Here is a 17,062-nt window from a genome sequence, read left to right on the forward strand (position 1 = left end):
GTGGGAGGCGGCGCGTCGTTCATGTCGTTGCAGAAAATACACTCATCCCCGGTCCAGTGGGCGGCCGAGGCACCTCGGATCGACCTCGATGACCTGCCGGGCCGGGGCGATCCACTGCAACGCCGACGCCTCGACGGGCCAGCCGCGGACGGCGACCGCGCTGTCCGGCGGGCGGGACGGCTCCGGGCAGAGCGTCTTCGACCGGACTTCGCCGTTGGGTACGAACGTCACGTCGCCGGTGGGCTCCAGCATCGTCGTCGAGGTGTCGTCCACCGAGATCAGCTGGCCACGGATGACGCGGACCGGCTCGCCCGCCGTCGCCACCTCGATGGCGCTGTTCGGCAGGACCGGCGCGCGGAGGAAGACCACGCCGACCACGAACGGCATCGCGAACGCCGCCGCGACCGCCGGCCAGTGCGTCGCGATCCGGGCCCACCGCTCCGGCACCGGGCCGGTCAGCAGCGGGCCGAGCAGCGGGGGCAGGCCGAGCAGGAGCGCCGTCGTGTACTCCCCCGCACGGACGGCGGCCACCACCCCCGGCCAGCAGAAGATCCAGACCAGCACACCGGTGAGCACCGGCACACCGATCGTGATCCACCACAGCAGCCACGGCTCCCCCTGCACGCTCTGCACCGCGGTGAGCCCGAGGATGGCCACGATCATCATCATCAGCAGCGGCAGCAGGCGCAGCTGCCAGGTGAAGGCGGCGATGCCCGCGGCGATCGCCACCACCCAGCCCGGCATCCGCAGCGCGGCGACCGCCAGGAACGACGTCGCGGTCCGTTCCGGGACGCTGACCAGCAGGATGCCGCCGAGCACCCGGACCACCAGGATGACCGCCGGGATGGTCCAGCTCAGCGTGATGAACAGCGCGCCGAGCATGCCGAGCGGGTTGATGTACTGCACCAGCAGCAGCATGGTCGGCATGTCCTGGCGGCTCAGGTACCACAGGCGCAGGACGAGCAGCAGCAGCGGGAAACCGGGGAGCACGGCGAGCAGCCAGTTGAGCTCGGCCCGGTAGCTGGTGCGGGGCAGCACGCGCTCCTTGCTGACCGCGCCGGTGTGGATCTCGCTCATCCCAGCGGGTCCTCCCAGGGCAGCCGGCGCACGTCCGGCCGCTCGACGCGGGGCTGCTGGGCGATCGCGATCGGCGTCTTCTTGTTCGCCTTCAACTCCACCTGGAAGTTCTTCTGCCAGGCCTGCTCCCAGCGGTCGTCCTTGGGGTCGATGTACGACCGGTACAGCGTGAGGTCGACGAGGGTCTTGAGGGCCGGGTTCTCCCCGACGTTGACGCCCCAGCGCTCGGTCGCGTCCAGGCCGAGGTCCCAGTGCTCGTACTTGTCCTCGAACTCGTACTTGTAGCCGGCCAGGATGGCGGCGTCGGTGCTGACCGCCTCGACGTCGCGGGAGTCGAGCAGCCGGAAGCACTCCGAGACCCGGTTCTTCTGGGTCACCTTCGCCCCGAACCGGGCCAGGGCGCTCTGGCTGGTGGCGGTGGAGAGCGTGCAGACCTTCCTGCCGCTGAGATCCTCCAGCGCCGACACCGGTGGATGTCCCGCGAGCGTGGCCACGGACTGCTCGGTGTCGAGGTAGCCCTGGGAGAAGGTGACTCCGGCCATGGCCTCACGGGTCGGCGTGATGCTGAAACTGGCGATCACCAGTTGCACCGAGACCCGTTCACCGTCCTCCGGATCGGTGGCTTGCATCCGGGCCCGGTCCTCGCTCTCCAGGCCGTAGAACCGGACGTCGTCGCGCCGGAACCCGAGGTCCTCGGCGATCATGTATGCCATGTCGATGTCGAACCCGGACCAAACCTTGGTGTCCGGATCGTAGTAGGCCGTGCCGTGCTGATCGTCCTTCACGCCGACGGCGAGCTCGCTCCAGGTGTCGACGCCGGCCTGCTCGCGCAGCTCGTCGACGGACGGCGGCCCGGCCACCAGCAGCTGACCCATGGTCACCACCAGGGTGAGCACGATCAGCACGCCGAGCGCGGCCAGGCGCCAGGCCTTGAAACGGTATTCGCCGTCGACGATGGAGCGGCGCTCGACCTCGGAGATGACCTCCTCGATCACCTCGTGCTCGGCGATGTCGCGGGAGGCGATCTCCTCCACGGTCGCGTCCGGCTCGGGCGGGCGGCGGCGCAGGAAGCCCAGCTCGCCGTTGCGCAGCGGCGGCCAGATGCGTTCCGGGTTCCACTGCCGGGGCCAACGCAGCCCGCGGTCCGCGGGCGTCACCGGTGGCGCGGGATCGCGCGGCGGCTCACCGCCCGGCTGCGGCCGCGGGCTCTCGTTCGTCTCGGACATGCACCCGTCTCCCTCCCCCGAAGGAGTCATGGTGCACCAGACAGGTCACGGAACGGGGTCGACGGTACCGAACGGGACACCCGGGCGGCACCGCGCCAGCCGGCGCGCCGCGAGGCGCAACCCCGCCCCCAGTCCGTGCTTGTCGATCGCCTCCAGTGCGTACGCGCTGCATGTGGGTGTGTAGCGGCAGCGGGTCGGCAGATGCGGCGAGACCTTGCGATAACCCTTTATCGCGCCGGTGACGGCGCGCTCGGCCCGGCCCCGGTGCGCCGGGGTCCGGGTGAGCGCCGCCGTCAGCCGCAGCATCGTGCTGAGCGAGAAGAGGTCGCACCCGACCAGCCCGCAGTCGCAGGCGTCGCACGAGCCGGACTTCTTCTTTTTCTTCTTCCGCGCGCTCACGCACCGAAAGCTAGCGGACCGCGACCACCGCCGCGGTCTCCGGTGGCAGCACCAGCCGGTCCCGCTCCACGACCACCCCGGGTGCGGTGGCCAGCAGCACCGACCGGACCGTGGACCGCACGCTGACGGTCTGCGGCCGGTCGGCCAGGTTGGCCGCCACCACGTGCGAGCCGCGCCTGATCACCACGTGCTGGTCGCCGTGCCAGACCTCGACGTCGTGCAGCCAGGGGTCGGTGAGCCCGGGCACCGTGCGGCGCAGCCGGATCAGCTTCTTGTGGAGGTCCAGGATCTCGGCGTGCCCGGCCTTGTCCAGCTCGGACCAGTCGAGCTTGGAGCGTTCGAAGGTGGCCGGGTCCTGCGGGTCGGGCACCTCGGCCTCGTCCCAGCCGTGCCGGGCGAACTCCTTGCGCCGGCCGGTCTGCACCGCCTGGGCCAGTTCCGGCTCGGGGTGGCTGGTGAAGAACTGCCACGGGCTGCTCGCCGCCCATTCCTCACCCATGAACAGCATCGGGGTGAACGGCGAGGTGAGCAGCAGGGTGGCGCCGACCTTGAGCAGGCCGGGCGAGAGCGTGGCGGTGAGCCGGTCGCCGATCGCCCGGTTGCCGATCTGGTCGTGGTTCTGCAGGAAGGTCACGAAGCGGTGGCCGGGGATCCGCTGCCGGTCCACCGGCCGGCCGTGCCGCCGGCCGCGGAAGCTGGACCAGGTGCCGGCGTGGAAGAAGGCGCCTTCCAGGACGGTCCGCAGGCAGTCCAGCGACCCGAAGTCGCCGTAGTAGCCCTGCCGCTCGCCGGTCAGCAGCGCGTGCAGGGCGTGGTGCACGTCGTCGTCCCACTGGGCGTGCAGGCCGTACCCGCCGCCCTCGCGTGGGGTGATCAGCTTGGCGTCGTTGAGGTCGGACTCGGCGATCAGCGTGAGCGGGCGGCGCAGCCGGGTGGAGAGCGTCTCCACCTCGACCGCCATCTGTTCCAGCAGGTGCACCGCGCCCTCGTCGTGCAGCGCGTGCACGGCGTCGAGCCGCAGGCCGTCGACGTGGTAGTCGCGCAGCCACATCAGCACACTGTCGAGGATGTAGCGCCGCACCTGGTCCGAGTCGGGACCGTCCAGGTTGAGCGAGCTGCCCCAGGAGTTGCTGCCGCTGCTGAGGTACGGCGCGAACATCGGCGCGTACGCCCCGCTCGGGCCGAAGTGGTTGTAGACCACGTCCAGCACCACGCCGAGGCCCTTGGCGTGCGCCGCGTCGACGAACCGCTTCAGGCCGTCCGGGCCGCCGTACGCCTCGTGCGGCGCGTACCAGCAGACGCCGTCGTACCCCCAGTTGTAGGTGCCGTTGAACGCGTTGACCGGCAGCAGCTCGACCAGGTCGACGCCGAGGTCGACGAGGTGGTCCAGCTTCTCGATCGCGGCGTCGAACGTGCCGTCGGTCGTGAACGTGCCGATGTGCAGCTCGTACAGCACCGAACCGGGCAGCTGGCGCCCGGGCCAGGCCTGGTCGGTCCAGGTGAACGCGTCGTGGTCGTAGACCCGGCTGGGCCCGTGCACCCCGTCCGGCTGCCAGGCCGAGCGCGGGTCGGGCAGCGGGTTCTCCTCGCCGGGCAGCCGGTAGGCGTAGTCGCTGCCGTGCGCGGCCTCGGCGACCTCCAGCCGCCACCAGCCGTCCTCGCCGGACTCCATCTCGCGTTCCTGACCGCCGTACAGCAGTCGCACCGGCTTTTCCGGCGCCCAGACCTCGAAGATCGTCATTCTTTCACCAGGAGAGCGACGGGATAGGTGCGCAGCAGTTCGGCCACCGACAGGCGGTTGCCGCCGTAAGCGGTGTTCGTGAAGACTTCCGTCCAGTTGTGGCCGTCCAGTGACAGCGTGGTGTCGTGCCAGCCGCCGTGCCGTGACAATCCGACCGGGAGCCGGGTGGCCACCGCCACCACGCCGCCGCGGTCGAAGGCCAGCACGTGCTCGCCCACCCGGCCGTCGGCGAAGACCGGGCGGTACCCGGTGAACAGTTCCGGGCGCTGCCGGCGCAGGCGCAGCAGCCGGCTGGTGAGCAGCAGCTTGGCGGCGCCGGTGTCGTCCACCGGCGGCAGCCAGCCGTCGTCGGTCCGGCTCAGCAGCTCCCGGCGCTCGGCGAAGTCGACCGGCCGCCGGTTGTCCGGGTCGACCAGCGAGTAGTCCCACAGCTCGGTGCCCTGGTAGACGTCGGGAACGCCGGGCATGGCGAGCTGCACGAGCTTCTGGCCGAGCGAGTTCGACCAGCCGGGCGGCGTGATCGACGCGGCGAAGTCGCCGACCTCACGGTGCAGGGCCGGATCGTCGTAGATCTTGTCGACCATCTCGCGCAGGGCCGTCTCGAAGGACTCGTCGGGCGCCAGCCAGGTGGTGCCGGTCCCGGCCTCGCGGGCAGCCTTCACCGCGTACGCCTGCAGTCTCTCCCGCGAGATCGGCCACGCACCCACCGCGACCTGCCAGATCAGATGGGCCAGCGCCGGGTCCGGGAGCGGCGCGAGCCGGGACCACCGGCGCACCACCTCGGTCCAGTCGCCGGGCACCTCGGAGAGCACCGCGAGCCGGGCCCGGACGTCCTCGCTGCGCTTGGTGTCGTGGGTGGCGAGCGAGGTCATCCCGGTCGGCCAGTCGGCCTGGCGCTGCTCGGCGGCCTCGTGGAACTCGTCCGGGGTGACGCCGAACTTCGCCGGGTCGTTGCCGACCTCGTTGCGGGCCACGAACCGGGTCCAGCGGTAGAACGCCGCGTCCTCCACGCCCTTGGCCATCACCGCGCCGGTGAACTGCTGGAACCGGATCGCCAGCTCGTCGTTCGGGTTGCGCAGCCGGGCGGTGAGCTGGTCCAGCGCGCCGATCAGCTGCGGCCGGCGACGGCCCGCCTCGGAGCGCGCCTGGGCCAGGTAGCGCCCGCCGAACGGCAGGTAAGAACGGTAGACCGGGAAGCAGGCAGCCAGCTCGGCCAGCGCGCGGGGCGCGGCCTCGACCTCGGGGACCAGCCGGGCCAGCCGGGCCAGCTCGGCGGCGAGCTGGCCGGTCGCGACCGCGTGCTTGCAGTCGTGCACGAGGTTCTGCCAGGACGTGGTGGCGCCGGTGAGGTGGTGGTCGAGGGTGTCGAAGAACGCCTCGGTGCCGGAGTCGACGAAGACGCCGCAGACCTCGGCCATCGCGTCGTACCCGGTGGTCCCGGCGACCGGCCAGGCCGGCAGCTTCTCCCCCGGCTCCAGAATCTTCTCCACCACCAGCCAAGCCTCCGGCGCGGCCTCGCGCAGCCGGGCGAAGTATTCGCCCGGGTCGCGCAGCCCGTCCGGGTGGTCGACCCGGATGCCCTGCGCGATGCCCTCCCGGACCCAGCGCAGGATCTCGGCGTGGGTGGCGTCGAAGACCTCCGGCGCCTCCACCCGCAGACCGGCCAGGTCGGTGATGGCGAAGAACCGGCGGTAGTTCAGCTCGCTGTCGCCCCGGGTCCAGTTGATCAGCTCGTAGTGCTGCCGGTCGTGCACCTCCCGCGGGCTGCCCTCGCCGGTGCCGTCGGCGATCGGGAACCGCTTGTCGAAGTAGCGCAGTTCGCCGTCCTCGACGCGCAGGTCGTCGAGCGCGTCGGCGCTGTCGGCCAGCACCGGGACCAGCAGCCGCCCGCGCGACCAGTCGATGTCGTAGAAGCCCGCGAACTCGGACTTCTGCCCGTTCTTGAGGACGTCCCACCAGGTGGGGTTGACCGCCGGCGCCGCGATCCCGGCGTGGTTGGGCACGATGTCGACGACCAGCCCGAGGCCGGCGGCCTGCAGCGCGCGGTGCAGTTCCCGCAGGCCGTCCGCGCCGCCCAGCGCCGGGCTCACCTGCGAGTGGTCGACGACGTCGTAACCGTGCTCGGAGCCGGGCGTGGCGGTCAGCAGCGGCGCGGAATAGAGGTGGCTCACCCCGAGATCGGCCAGGTAGTCGGCTATCCGTGCGGTGTCGGCGAGCGGGAAGTCGGGACGGACCTGGACTCGATAAGTACTGCTGGGGGGCATTTAGACCGTCCTGTCCAGCACGATGAGGGACCGGTCCGGCACCCAGAGCTTCTGTCCGGCTTCGACGACGGACGGTCGATCAGGGGACGGATCAGCGGTTTCGATGACTTTCTCCCACTTCTCCCCGTACTCCGCGGGCGGAGTGGTGAACTCGAGCGGCGCGTCGTGCGCGTTGAAGAAGAGCAGGAACGAGCTGTCCACGTGCCGCTGGCCGTACTGACCGCGCTCGCGGATGCCCTCGCCGTTGACGAACAGCGCCACCGCCCGGCCGAAGTCGTTGCCCCAGTCGTCGCCGGCCATCTGCCGGCCGTCCGGGGTGAACCATTCCAGGTCGGGCAGCGGGTCGCCGCCGCCGCGGGCGGTCACCGGCAGGCCGGTGAAGAAGCGACGGCGCTGGAACACCTGGTGCCGGTGGCGGAACGCGGTCAGCTTGCGGGCGAACTCCAGCAGCTGCTCGTCGGCGTTCTCCCAGTCGATCCAGCTGATCTCGTCGTCCTGGCAGTACGCGTTGTTGTTGCCGTGCTGGGTGCGGGCCAGCTCGTCGCCGTGCGAGATCATCGGCACGCCCTGGCTGAGCATCAGCGTGGCCAGGAAGTTGCGGCGCTGGCGGGCCCGCAGCGCGAGCACACCCTCGTCGTCGGTGGGTCCCTCGATGCCGCAGTTCCAGGACCGGTTGTGGCTCTCGCCGTCCCGGTTCTCCTCGCCGTTGGCCTCGTTGTGCTTGTCGTTGTAGGTGACCAGGTCGTTGAGCGTGAACCCGTCGTGCGCCGTCACGAAGTTGATCGAGTGGAACGGCTTGCGGCCGTCGTCCTGATAGAGGTCGGCCGACCCGGTGATCCGGGAGGCGAACTCCGCCAGGGTGGCCGGCTCGCCGCGCCAGAAGTCGCGGACGGTGTCCCGGTACTTCCCGTTCCACTCGGTCCAGTTCGGCGGGAAGTTGCCCACCTGATAACCGCCGGGCCCGACGTCCCAGGGCTCGGCGATCAGCTTCACCTGGCCGACCACCGGGTCCTGCTGCACCACCTCGAAGAACGTCGACAGCCGGTCGACGTCGTAGAACTCGCGGGCCAGGGTCGAGGCGAGGTCGAAGCGGAACCCGTCGACGTGCATCTCGGTGACCCAGTACCGCAGCGAGTCCATGATCAGCTGGAGGCTCTGCGGACTGCGCACGTTCAGGCTGTTACCCGTACCGGTGTAGTCCATGTAGAACTGCGGTTGATCGTCGACGAGCCGGTAGTAGGTCCGGTTGTCGATGCCCTTGAGGCTGAGCGTGGGGCCCAGGTGGTTGCCCTCCGCGGTGTGGTTGTAGACCACGTCGAGGATGACTTCCATGCCGGCCGCGTGCAGCGCCTTCACCATGCCGCGGAACTCCTGGGTCTGCTGTCCCAGCGAGCCCATCGCCGAATAGCCGTGGTACGGCGCGAAGAAGCCGAGGGTGTTGTAACCCCAGTAGTTGCGCAGCCCCAGGTCGTGCAGCCGGTTGTCGTGCACGAACTGGTGCACCGGCATCAGCTCGACAGCGGTCACGCCGAGGCCCTTCAGGTGCTCGATGATCGCCGGGTGGCCGATCGCCGAGTACGTCCCCCGCATGTCCTTGGGGATCTCGGGGTGCCGCTGGGTGAGCCCCTTGACGTGGGTCTCGTAGATCACCGAGTGGTGGTACGGGATGTCCGGCCGCCGGTCGTTGCCCCAGTCGAAGTACGGGTTGACCACCACGCCCTTCGGCATGTACGCCGCCGAGTCCAGATCCGACATCTGGTCCGGGTTCGCGAAGTCGTACGCGTACAGCGACGGATGCCAGTCGATGTCCGAGTCGACGGCCCGCGCGTACGGGTCCAGCAGCAGCTTGTGCGGGTTGCAGCGCAGTCCGCGGTGCGGCTCGTACGGCCCGTAGACGCGGTAGCCGTACCGCTGTCCCGGCTCGACGCCCGGTAGGTAGGCGTGCCAGACGAACGCGTCCTGCTCGTGGAGCTGGACCTTCCGCTCGTTGCCGGAAGGGTCGAACAGACAGAGCTCGACCGCCTCGGCCACCTCGGAGAAGATCGCGAAGTTCGTCCCCGTCCCGTCGTACGTAGCGCCCAGCGGGTACCTATGGCCAGGCCAGACCTGCATAATCGTGCTCCTACCCCTCGGCCGTCCCCTGTGATCACGGCCAGCGGGCGGACGTATGCCCATCCAAGGGACGGGTTAATCCTTCGCGGCCACGTCTTCGCCATTGTTGCGGACGCATCCGCCGTCGTCGGCCCGACCGCCGGTTAGCCCTGATATCTCCCTCTCCTGGGGTTTAACCGGGCCGGTTTGTGAGCATGAAGCCGCCGTGCCGCGAACTGATCACATCGTTTTCGGGCCGCAGATCTGTGGCTCGCTCAGCTCCGAGGCGGGAACCGGCCGGGAATGGCTGGTCACCGACGGAACGGGCGGGTACGCCTCGGGGACGGTCAGCGGTTTGCGGACACGACAGCAGCACGCCCTGCTCACTGTCGACGGTCAGGTCGCGCTCGCGGCGCTGGACCTGACGGTCTCGTTACCCTCCGGGGCCAAGGTCGCGCTGTACACCCACGAGTGGGAGTCCGGCGCGATCGACCCGGACGGGCACCGGCACCTGGAAACCTTCACCCTCCAGGACGGCCTGCCCCGCTGGCGCTGGCGGATCGGCGACGTGGTCATCGAGCGGGAGATCGCCCTGCGGCACGGGCACCCCTCGCTCGCCGTCGTGCACCGGGTGGTCAGCGCGCCCGGCCCGGTCGGGCTCGCTGTCACGGCCATGTGCACCTGGCGGCCGGTGGACGCGGCACGGCACGCCGGCGGTCCGCCGCTGAGCATCGAGCCGGTCGCCGACGGCGTCGTGGTGGCGGATTCCTACCGGCTCGCCGGTCCGGGCTGGCAGCCCGGCGGCCTCTGGCACCTAGGCGTGCGCTCCCGGGCCGGCCACCACACCGAGGATCTCTGGCTGGCCGGCACCTTCTTCCAGCAGGCCGGCCCCGGCGAGCTGATGGAGATCTCCGCCTGGGGCGGCACGCTGGGCGAACGACCGCCGGCCGCGTCGGTGGTCATCGCGGCGGAGCGCGAGCGGGCTCATCGCCTGGTCACCCATGCCAAGACGGAGGGGTACGCGGAACAGCTCACCGTGGCGGCCGACAAGTTCGTGATCACCGGCCCGGACGGGCCCGCCGTGGTGACCGGATATCCATGGGCCGGCCGCGACCCGGCCGAGGCGATGGCCGCCTACGAAGGCCTGTTCCTCGACACCGGCCGCGCCGACGAGGGCCGGGAACTACTGATCAACTGGACCCGCGCGGCCACCCGGGCCACTGAAGCGCCGGCCGCCCCGGAGCCGGCGGAGGCGCCGCTGTGGCTGGTGCACGCGGTGGACCGGCATGTCACCCGGACCCGGGACACCGACCTGGCCGCGCAGCTCGCCACCCCGCTGGCCCGGGTGCTGCGGCGCCGCCTCGGTGAGCCGGGCCCGCTCGCGGTGGACCCGGAGGACGGGCTGCTGCGCCTCACCGCCCCGGCCGGCGGCCGCCGGGAGATCGTGGCCGCGCCCCGGATCGGCAAGCCGGTCGACGTCAACGCGCTCTGGGTGAACGCGCTCGCCGCGATGTGCGAGCTGCTCGCCGAGGCGGGCCTGGACGACACCGAGCCGCGCACCCGGCACGCCCTCGCCCGCGACTCCTTCCTGCGGCGCTTCCCGGCTCCCGAGGGCTGGCTCTACGACGTGGTGCAGGGCCCGGCCGCCATCTACCCGCTCGGCGCCGGCACCCACCACGACGACCCGTCGCTGCGCCCGCACCAGCTGCTGGCCTGGTCGTTGCCGCACGCACCGATGCGCGGCCGGTACGACGGCGCCGCGGTCCGCGCGGCCGGCGAGCACCTGCTCACCCCGCTCGGGCTGCGCACGCTGGCCCCGAGCGAATACGGATATCAGGGCCGCCGGGACGGCCTGGTCCGCCCGTGGCTGATCGGCCCGTACGCCGACGCCTGCGCCGCGGTCGGCCGGCCGGTCGACGGCCTGCTCACCGGCCTCGAGGCGCACCTGTCCGAGTGGGGGGCCGGCTCGATCAGCGAGAGCGCCGACGGCGAGGCCCCGTACGAGTCGACCGGCAACCCCTTCTCGGCCCTGGCCGTCGCCGAGGTTCTGCGAGTGAAACAGAGGTACACCTCATGACCCGGATCCTGATGCTCTCCTGGGAGTACCCGCCGCTGCTGGTGGGAGGCCTGGGGCGGCACGTGCACGCGCTGGCGACGTCGCTGGTCGCCGCCGGGCACGAGGTCACCGTGGTCACCCGGCACGCCCCCGGCGCGCTGCGCGAGGAGTACACCGAGGGCGTCCGGGTGATCCGCACCCCGGACGACCCGCCCGCGTTCGACACCGCCGGCGGCAACTACCTGGGCTGGGCGATGGCGTTCAACCACACCCTCACCCGGGCCGCCCTGCGCGCCGCCCGCACCGGGCGGTACGACGTGGTGCACGCGCACGACTGGCTGGTCGCGCACTCCGCGGTGACCCTGCGCGACCACCTCGACATCCCGCTCGTGGCCACCGTCCACGCCACCGAGTCCGGCCGTCACCAGGGTTACCTGCCGCACGACCACAACCGGACCATCGACGACGTCGAGCGCTGGCTGACCGCCGAGGCGGTCCGGGTGATCGTCTGCTCGGAGTACATGAAGCAGGAGGTCGGCCGGCTCTTCGCGGTGCCCGCGTCGCGGACCGACGTGGTCTACAACGGCGTCGACGCGCTGCGCTGGCGGGCCCGGCCGCGCGCGGTGGCGATCGCCCGCGCGGAGTATGCCGGGGACGGCCCGCTGGTCAGCTTCGCCGGGCGCCTGGTCTACGAGAAGGGCGTGCAGCATCTGCTGGCCGCGACGCCGCTGCTGCGGGACCGGTACCCGGGGCTGCGCGTGGTGATCGCCGGCGACGGCCCGTACCGGCGCGAGCTGGAAGCGATGGCGACGCCCGGGGTGACGTTCGCCGGCTTCCTCGGCGGGCACGACCTGACCGCACTGATGGGCGCCTCCGACTGCTACGTGGTGCCGAGCATCTACGAGCCGTTCGGCATGGTCGCGCTGGAGGCGGCCGCGGCCGGCACCCCGGTGGCGGTCGCCGACACCGGCGGCCTGGCCGAGATCGTCGAGCACGGTGTGAACGGCGTGAAGTTCGCGCCCGGCGACCCGCACGCGCTGGCCGCGGCGACCGCCCGCGTACTCGCCGACCGCGACTACGCCCGGGCCGTCGCCCTGCGCGCACACCAGCGGGTGCGGGAGGACTTCAACTGGCCGGGGATCGCCGCGCAGACCGCCGCCGTCTACGACCGGGCCCGCGCCTCGGACGCCGGCCGGGTCTCCCGCGAGGCGGAGAGCGTGCTCGCCCACGTCCCCACCACCCGCTACCCCACCCACGTCTGACCGCAGGCCGATCGAGTGTTCACATACAACGGGTTCGCGTTGCGGAAGCCGGCCCGTAGGATCCCCGGGCATGGGCAAAGGCGTACACATCCAGGAGCTGCCCGGCGTCGGCACGCGCTATGACATCGGGCTCGGCAGCGGTGGGCAGCGGGTGTCCGTCGTGGTGTCGCGGGACGGAAAGCGACATCTCTACGTCTTCGAGGACAGCGGGGACGAGCCGGACGCGGTCCTGGAGCTCACCGAGGAGCAGGCGCGTAAGGTCGGCGCGGTGCTGTCCGGCACCTATTTCGTCGACTAGGAACCGCCGATGCACGCCAATCTGGTCGGCCTGGGCGCTCTGATCCTCATCGCCGGGCTGCTGGCCCGCCTCGGCCGGCGCTTCCGCCTGCCGACCGTGCCGTTCTTCATGCTCGCCGGCATCCTGCTCGGCCCGTACACGCCCGGCCCGACGCTCTTCGAGCACCCCGAGGACCTGGACATGCTGGCCCTGCTCGGGCTGGTGCTGCTGCTGTTCCACCTCGGTGTCGAATTCCCCGTCCAGCAGGTGCTGGGCAGCGGCAAGCGGCTGTTCGCGGCGGCCGGCGCCTACATCGGCATCAACATCGGGGCCGGCCTGGGCCTGGGATTCGCGCTCGGCTGGGGCACCGAAGAGGCGTTCGTGATCGCCGGCGCGGTGGGCATCTCGTCGTCCGCGATCGCCACCAAGCTTCTCATCGAGTTGCGCCGGCTGGCCAACGCGGAGACCCCGGTCATCCTCGGCGTGATCGTCATCGAGGACCTGTTCCTCGCGCTCTACCTCGCGCTGCTCACCCCGATCCTGTCCGGCGCCGACTCGGCCGGCGAGCTGGCGCTGCGCATCGGGATCAGCTTCGGCTACCTCGCGCTGCTGTTCGCGGTGGCCCGCTGGGGCGCCCGGCTGGTCGGCAAGGTGATCGACAGCCGCGAGGACGAGCTGCTGGCGATCCTGATGGTCGGCCTGGTCGTGCTGGTCGCCGGGCTCTCCGCCGAGGTCGGCGTCTCGGACGCGATCGGCGCCCTGATGATCGGCCTGGTGGTGGCCCGCACCTCGGTCAAGGAGCGGGCGGAACGGCTGGTGCTGCCGCTGCGGGACGTCTTCGCGGCGATCTTCTTCGTGGCGTTCGGGATGAGCATCGACGTCGGCGCGATCGGCTCGGTGGCCGTGCCGGTGCTGATCGCGGTCGGCATCACGGTGGTCACCAACATCACCGCCGGCCTGATCACCGCCCGGCTGTTCGGCCTCAACCAGCGCGGCGCGGCGAACGTCGGCCTCACCGTGCTCGGCCGCGGCGAGTTCTCGCTGATCCTGGCCACCCTCGCGCTCGGCGCCGGGCTGGATGAGCGGATCGGCCCGTTCATCGCCCTCTACGTGCTGGTGCTGGCCGTGCTGGCACCGATCCTGGCGGCCAACTCGCAGATGCTCGCCCGGATCCTGCCGGACCGGCTGCTGCACGACCGCTGGCGGTACGTGCGGGAGGAGACGATCAGCACGGCCTGCACCCACATGGACCGGATCCAGATCACCGAGACCGACACCGACGTGTGCGAGCAGTGCGTCGAGACCGGCGACACCTGGGTGCAGCTGCGGATGTGTCTCAGCTGCGGCGAGGTGGGCTGTTGCAACGACTCGGTGAACAGGCACGCGGACGCGCACTTCCAGGACACCCAGCACCCGATCATCCGATCGCTGCAGGACGGCGACGGCTGGCAGTACTGCTACGTCGACGGTGTGCTGGTGCGGGAGCCGGCCGGGTCAGCCTAGCGCCTGGTGCGGGAAGCACCAGCGCCACGACTCACCCGGCTCGTAGGAGCGCATCACCGGGTGGTCGGTCTCGTCGTGGTGGTACGACATGTGCCGCCGCGGTGAGGAGTCGCAGCACCCGACGTACCCACAGGTCAGACAGCGCCGCAGGTGCACCCAGTCGGTGAAGCCGGCGTGCACGCACTCCGGGCAGCCGCCCTCGTACGGCGCGCGCGGCGCCGGGTCGCCGGCCTCTTTCAGGTGCTCACAGCTCAATGCTCACTCCGTTGCAGCTGGGACTCTTCCAGGTCTAGCTCACGCTGGGCGCGGACCAGCACCTCCTCGGGGATCCGCCCCTCGTTCCGGGCGATCTTGAAGACGTGCCGTTCGGCCTTGATCATCTCGCGTCGCAACCGCCCGTACGCCGCCGACGGGGTCTCCCGCGTCTGGCTGCCCAGACGTTCCCAGGCGTTGTTCGACCGGTTCGCCACCCGCGCCCGCAGCCGGTCCACCACCTCGGGCGGCGCGTCGCCGGCGTGCTCCTCCAGCGCCTCGAGAGCGGCCTGGCCCGCGGAGTGCTGCACCCCGGCCTCGGCCAGCGCGTCCTCGGTGGTGGTGTCCTCCCGGACGTCCAGTTTCTTCGCGAGAACCGGAAGCGTGGTCCCCTGCACCAGCAGGGTGAGCACGATGATAGCGAACGCCACGAAGACGAACAGGTCACGAGGATAGATCGGGACGCCGTCGGCACCCGGCATCGGCAGGGTCTGCGCCGCCGCGAGCGTCACCACGCCGCGCATGCCGGCCCAGGCCACCACGGTCGGCACCGTCGCCGGCGGCCGGGCCTCCCGGTTGCGGATCCGCGGGACGAGCCTGGCCAGATAGGTCGCCGGGTACATCCAGGCGAACCGGATGCCCACCAGCAGGACGAAGACGGTGCCGGTGATCAGCACGGTGGTCCGGAGATCCGTCTCGATGGCGCCGACCACCGCCCGCAGCTGCAGGCCGACCAGCAGGAAGACGACACCCTCGAGCAGGAAGACGATCAGTCGCCAGACCGCGTCCATCTGCAGTCGGGAGGTGGCCGAGAGCAGGTAGGGGATCCGGTGACCCAGATAGAGCCCGGCGATCACGACGGCCACGATGCCGGACATGTGCAGGCTCTCCGCGACGATCACCACCACGAACGGGGTGAGCAGCGACACCGCGTCGTCCAGCAGCGGGTCCTCGATCTTCTTGTGCAGCCGGGCCGCCACGACTGCGAAGACCAGGCCGATCACCAGGCCACCGCCGGCCGTCTCCAGCACGTCCAGGGTGATCTCCCAGAACCCGATCGCGGCGCCGGACAGCGCGGCCACTGCCACCCGGACCATGACCAGCGCGGTGGCGTCGTTCAGCAGGCTCTCGCCCTCGAGGATCGTGACGACGCGGCGCGGCAGGCCGACCCGGCGGGCGATCGCGGTGGCGGAGACCGCGTCCGGCGGCGCGACGATCGCGCCGAGCGCCACGCACGCCGCGAGCGGAACTTCGGGCAGAAGCAGGTGTACGGCGTACCCGATCACCAGCGCGGTCAGCACCACCAGACCGACCGCGAGCAGCAGGATCGGCCGAAGCGCGAGGCGGAACGCGGGCACCGAGGTCTGCAGCGCGGCCACGTAGAGCAGCGGCGGCAGGATCCCGATCAGCACCAGTTCCGGCTCGAGGTGCGCCTGCGGGAAGCCGGGGACATAGGACAGGGCGAGCCCGGCGACGAGCAGAACCAGGGGCGCCACGAAGCCCAGCCGGCGGGCCAGTGCCGCGCCGACGACCGAGATCGCCACGAGGACGACAGTGTCGTCGATGCTCTCCATGCCGGGAAGCTTAGAGAGTCGTCTACGTCTTCCCCTACGTGGTGCTTACCACCTCTGAGCGGGCAATCGTCGCGGTGATGGTGCCGTCCACGCCCGCGCGGGTCTTCACAACGTCGACCGAGAAGACGTAGGGGGTGCCGGGCTCCAGCCCGGTGACTGTGGCGCTCACCTCACCGCACTTCGCCGGGGCGGCCCGCGTCCAGCCGACCTCCCGCTGAGCGCCCACCTCGAGGTCCTGGCTCATGGCGGTCACCCGGTAGTCGATGATGTTGCCACCGCCGGGGTGATACCAGGTGACCACGGCGGTGGTGCTGCCCGGCACGACGGCGAGGCCCTCGATCCCGGCCATGCTCTGCACCGGGGTGCACGTCGGGCCGGGCGTCGCGGCCGGCGGCCTGGACCCGGCGGGGAACGTGGGCAGGGCCTCCGCCGGGGTCGGCGAGGCGGTGCCGCGCTTGACGGTGGGCGACGGTGTGGCCTTGCCCTCATCCACCATGATCCAGTCGGCGCCGCCGCGCGCGGCGTCCTCCTCGGCCGCCCCGCCGGAGGAGGACCCGGCGCCGCAGCCCGCGAGCAGCAGCGGCAACGCGATGACGATGGCCTTCCGATATCCCAGCACGTCAGTCACGTTCGGGCCGGGCCCGACGATGCTTAGCCCTTTCGGAAGCGGATCCGGGCGCGGTCGGCGAGGTCCCTGGTGGCCGACGAGTTGACCCAGTAACCGAGGATCATGCCGGCGCCGGGAATCATCTTGGCGAACACCTTGCGGGCCGCGCGGACGCCGGCCATCTGTGCCAGCCGCACACCGAGCGAGACCATCACCCGGGCCAGTGGGCGCTGCGACGCCCCGGTGAACAGGCGCCCGGCGCGTTCCCGGCCGGCCGCGACGCCCAGCGCGATCCGGGCGGTCTCGGCGACCCGGTGCACGCGCTGCAGGATCAGCAGGTCGGTGGCGCGTTCCGGGGCGGCCGGGTCGGCGCCGTACGCGGCGGCGATGTGCAGGATCATCCGGGCCTGCGTCCAGGCGAGCACGCCGACGTCGAGCACCGCGCCGGGCAGGCCGGCCGCACCGGACACCGCCCCCGACACCTTGGCCAGCGTGGTGAAGCGTTTGACGGCGAGGATCGCCAGTTCGTCGGGGTCCAGGTCGGGGCGCTCGGCCCGGGTGCGCTCGGCCCAGGCGGCCGCTTCCGGGCCGATCCGGCGGACCGCTTCCAGGGCGAGGTGCTCAGGGGCGTACTGCGGGTCGGCCTTCATCCGGGCCCACAGCGTGCCGGGAGGGGTCGTGGTGTCGTCCGCGGTGGTGATGGGATGCGTCACAGATCACTCCAAGGGGGTCT

Annotated in this window: 14 protein-coding genes; 4 read left to right on the forward strand and 10 right to left on the reverse strand. The window is 71.3% G+C overall.

What is annotated here, in order from left to right:
- Window positions 1-42: 42 nt before the first annotated feature.
- The 6 genes from AC0NH5_RS15955 to glgX are packed head-to-tail and all read right to left on the reverse strand — an operon-like array spanning window position 43 to window position 8,819.
- Window positions 43-1,077, reverse strand: coding sequence for a hypothetical protein (locus AC0NH5_RS15955; protein WP_474404251.1), 1,035 nt, complete (start codon window positions 1,075-1,077; stop codon window positions 43-45).
- Entirely contained in the window at window positions 1,074-2,303 is a 1,230-nt protein-coding gene (locus AC0NH5_RS15960; RefSeq protein ID WP_474404252.1) for a transporter substrate-binding domain-containing protein, read from the reverse strand. The genes AC0NH5_RS15955 and AC0NH5_RS15960 overlap by 4 nt, the downstream gene beginning before the upstream one ends.
- Window positions 2,304-2,348: 45 nt before the next feature.
- Window positions 2,349-2,702, reverse strand: coding sequence for a membrane protein insertion efficiency factor YidD (gene yidD, locus AC0NH5_RS15965; RefSeq protein ID WP_474404255.1), 354 nt, complete (start codon window positions 2,700-2,702; stop codon window positions 2,349-2,351).
- Between the two features lie 10 nt (window positions 2,703-2,712).
- Window positions 2,713-4,443, reverse strand: coding sequence for a malto-oligosyltrehalose trehalohydrolase (gene treZ, locus AC0NH5_RS15970; RefSeq protein WP_474404256.1), 1,731 nt, complete (start codon window positions 4,441-4,443; stop codon window positions 2,713-2,715).
- The gene (gene treY, locus AC0NH5_RS15975) at window positions 4,440-6,707 is read right to left on the reverse strand and encodes a malto-oligosyltrehalose synthase (RefSeq protein WP_474404258.1); all 2,268 of its coding nucleotides are present in this window, start codon (window positions 6,705-6,707) and stop codon (window positions 4,440-4,442) included. The genes treZ and treY overlap by 4 nt, the downstream gene beginning before the upstream one ends.
- Window positions 6,708-8,819 carry a glycogen debranching protein GlgX gene (glgX, locus tag AC0NH5_RS15980; protein WP_474404259.1) on the reverse strand — a complete coding sequence of 704 codons (2,112 nt, stop codon included), beginning with the start codon at window positions 8,817-8,819 and terminating at the stop codon, window positions 6,708-6,710.
- 205 nt (window positions 8,820-9,024) lie between these two features.
- On the opposite strand from glgX, the gene AC0NH5_RS15985 reads away from it, so the two are divergent.
- From AC0NH5_RS15985 to AC0NH5_RS16000, 4 genes are all read left to right on the forward strand, one after another.
- A complete protein-coding gene (locus AC0NH5_RS15985; protein WP_474404261.1) occupies window positions 9,025-10,875 on the forward strand; it encodes a glycogen debranching enzyme N-terminal domain-containing protein in 1,851 nt (616 codons plus the stop codon).
- On the forward strand, window positions 10,872-12,116 hold the full coding sequence (locus AC0NH5_RS15990; RefSeq protein ID WP_474404263.1) for a glycosyltransferase family 4 protein: 1,245 nt from the start codon (window positions 10,872-10,874) through the stop codon (window positions 12,114-12,116). Before AC0NH5_RS15985 ends, AC0NH5_RS15990 begins: the two co-directional genes overlap by 4 nt.
- Before the next feature lie 70 nt (window positions 12,117-12,186).
- Entirely contained in the window at window positions 12,187-12,414 is a 228-nt protein-coding gene (locus tag AC0NH5_RS15995; protein WP_474404265.1) for a cation:proton antiporter regulatory subunit, read from the forward strand.
- Between the two features lie 9 nt (window positions 12,415-12,423).
- Window positions 12,424-13,896 (forward strand): cation:proton antiporter domain-containing protein, encoded by a 1,473-nt coding sequence (locus AC0NH5_RS16000; RefSeq protein ID WP_474404266.1) that lies wholly within the window; start codon window positions 12,424-12,426, stop codon window positions 13,894-13,896.
- Here AC0NH5_RS16000 and AC0NH5_RS16005 read toward each other — a convergent pair.
- Genes AC0NH5_RS16005 through AC0NH5_RS16020 form a run of 4 tightly spaced genes read right to left on the reverse strand, consistent with a single transcriptional unit; the run spans window position 13,888 to window position 17,042 of the window.
- Window positions 13,888-14,151: a UBP-type zinc finger domain-containing protein gene (locus tag AC0NH5_RS16005; RefSeq protein WP_474404269.1), complete on the reverse strand. Its 264-nt coding sequence runs from the start codon at window positions 14,149-14,151 to the stop codon at window positions 13,888-13,890. The two genes, AC0NH5_RS16000 and AC0NH5_RS16005, sit on opposite strands and share 9 nt — an antisense overlap.
- A complete protein-coding gene (locus AC0NH5_RS16010; protein WP_474404271.1) occupies window positions 14,148-15,722 on the reverse strand; it encodes a Na+/H+ antiporter in 1,575 nt (524 codons plus the stop codon). Before AC0NH5_RS16010 ends, AC0NH5_RS16005 begins: the two co-directional genes overlap by 4 nt.
- Before the next feature lie 34 nt (window positions 15,723-15,756).
- Window positions 15,757-16,341 carry a fibronectin type III domain-containing protein gene (locus AC0NH5_RS16015; RefSeq protein WP_474404273.1) on the reverse strand — a complete coding sequence of 195 codons (585 nt, stop codon included), beginning with the start codon at window positions 16,339-16,341 and terminating at the stop codon, window positions 15,757-15,759.
- Window positions 16,342-16,373: 32 nt separating this feature from the next.
- Window positions 16,374-17,042, reverse strand: coding sequence for an EcsC family protein (locus tag AC0NH5_RS16020; RefSeq protein ID WP_474404274.1), 669 nt, complete (start codon window positions 17,040-17,042; stop codon window positions 16,374-16,376).
- Between the last annotated feature and the right edge of the window lie 20 nt (window positions 17,043-17,062).

This window comes from Actinoplanes sp. 13 (assembly GCF_056134165.1).

Bases quoted from the DNA above. Each gene is read 5' to 3' on its own strand.
- AC0NH5_RS16010 (WP_474404271.1), bottom strand. From the start codon at position 15,722: ATGGAGAGCATCGACGACACTGTCGTCCTCGTGGCGATCTCGGTCGTC.
- AC0NH5_RS16000 (WP_474404266.1), top strand. From the start codon at position 12,424: ATGCACGCCAATCTGGTCGGCCTGGGCGCTCTGATCCTCATCGCCGGG.
- glgX (WP_474404259.1), bottom strand. From the start codon at position 8,819: ATGCAGGTCTGGCCTGGCCATAGGTACCCGCTGGGCGCTACGTACGAC.
- AC0NH5_RS15995 (WP_474404265.1), top strand. From the start codon at position 12,187: ATGGGCAAAGGCGTACACATCCAGGAGCTGCCCGGCGTCGGCACGCGC.
- treZ (WP_474404256.1), bottom strand. From the start codon at position 4,443: ATGACGATCTTCGAGGTCTGGGCGCCGGAAAAGCCGGTGCGACTGCTG.
- treY (WP_474404258.1), bottom strand. From the start codon at position 6,707: ATGCCCCCCAGCAGTACTTATCGAGTCCAGGTCCGTCCCGACTTCCCG.
- AC0NH5_RS15955 (WP_474404251.1), bottom strand. From the start codon at position 1,077: ATGAGCGAGATCCACACCGGCGCGGTCAGCAAGGAGCGCGTGCTGCCC.
- AC0NH5_RS15990 (WP_474404263.1), top strand. From the start codon at position 10,872: ATGACCCGGATCCTGATGCTCTCCTGGGAGTACCCGCCGCTGCTGGTG.
- AC0NH5_RS15960 (WP_474404252.1), bottom strand. From the start codon at position 2,303: ATGTCCGAGACGAACGAGAGCCCGCGGCCGCAGCCGGGCGGTGAGCCG.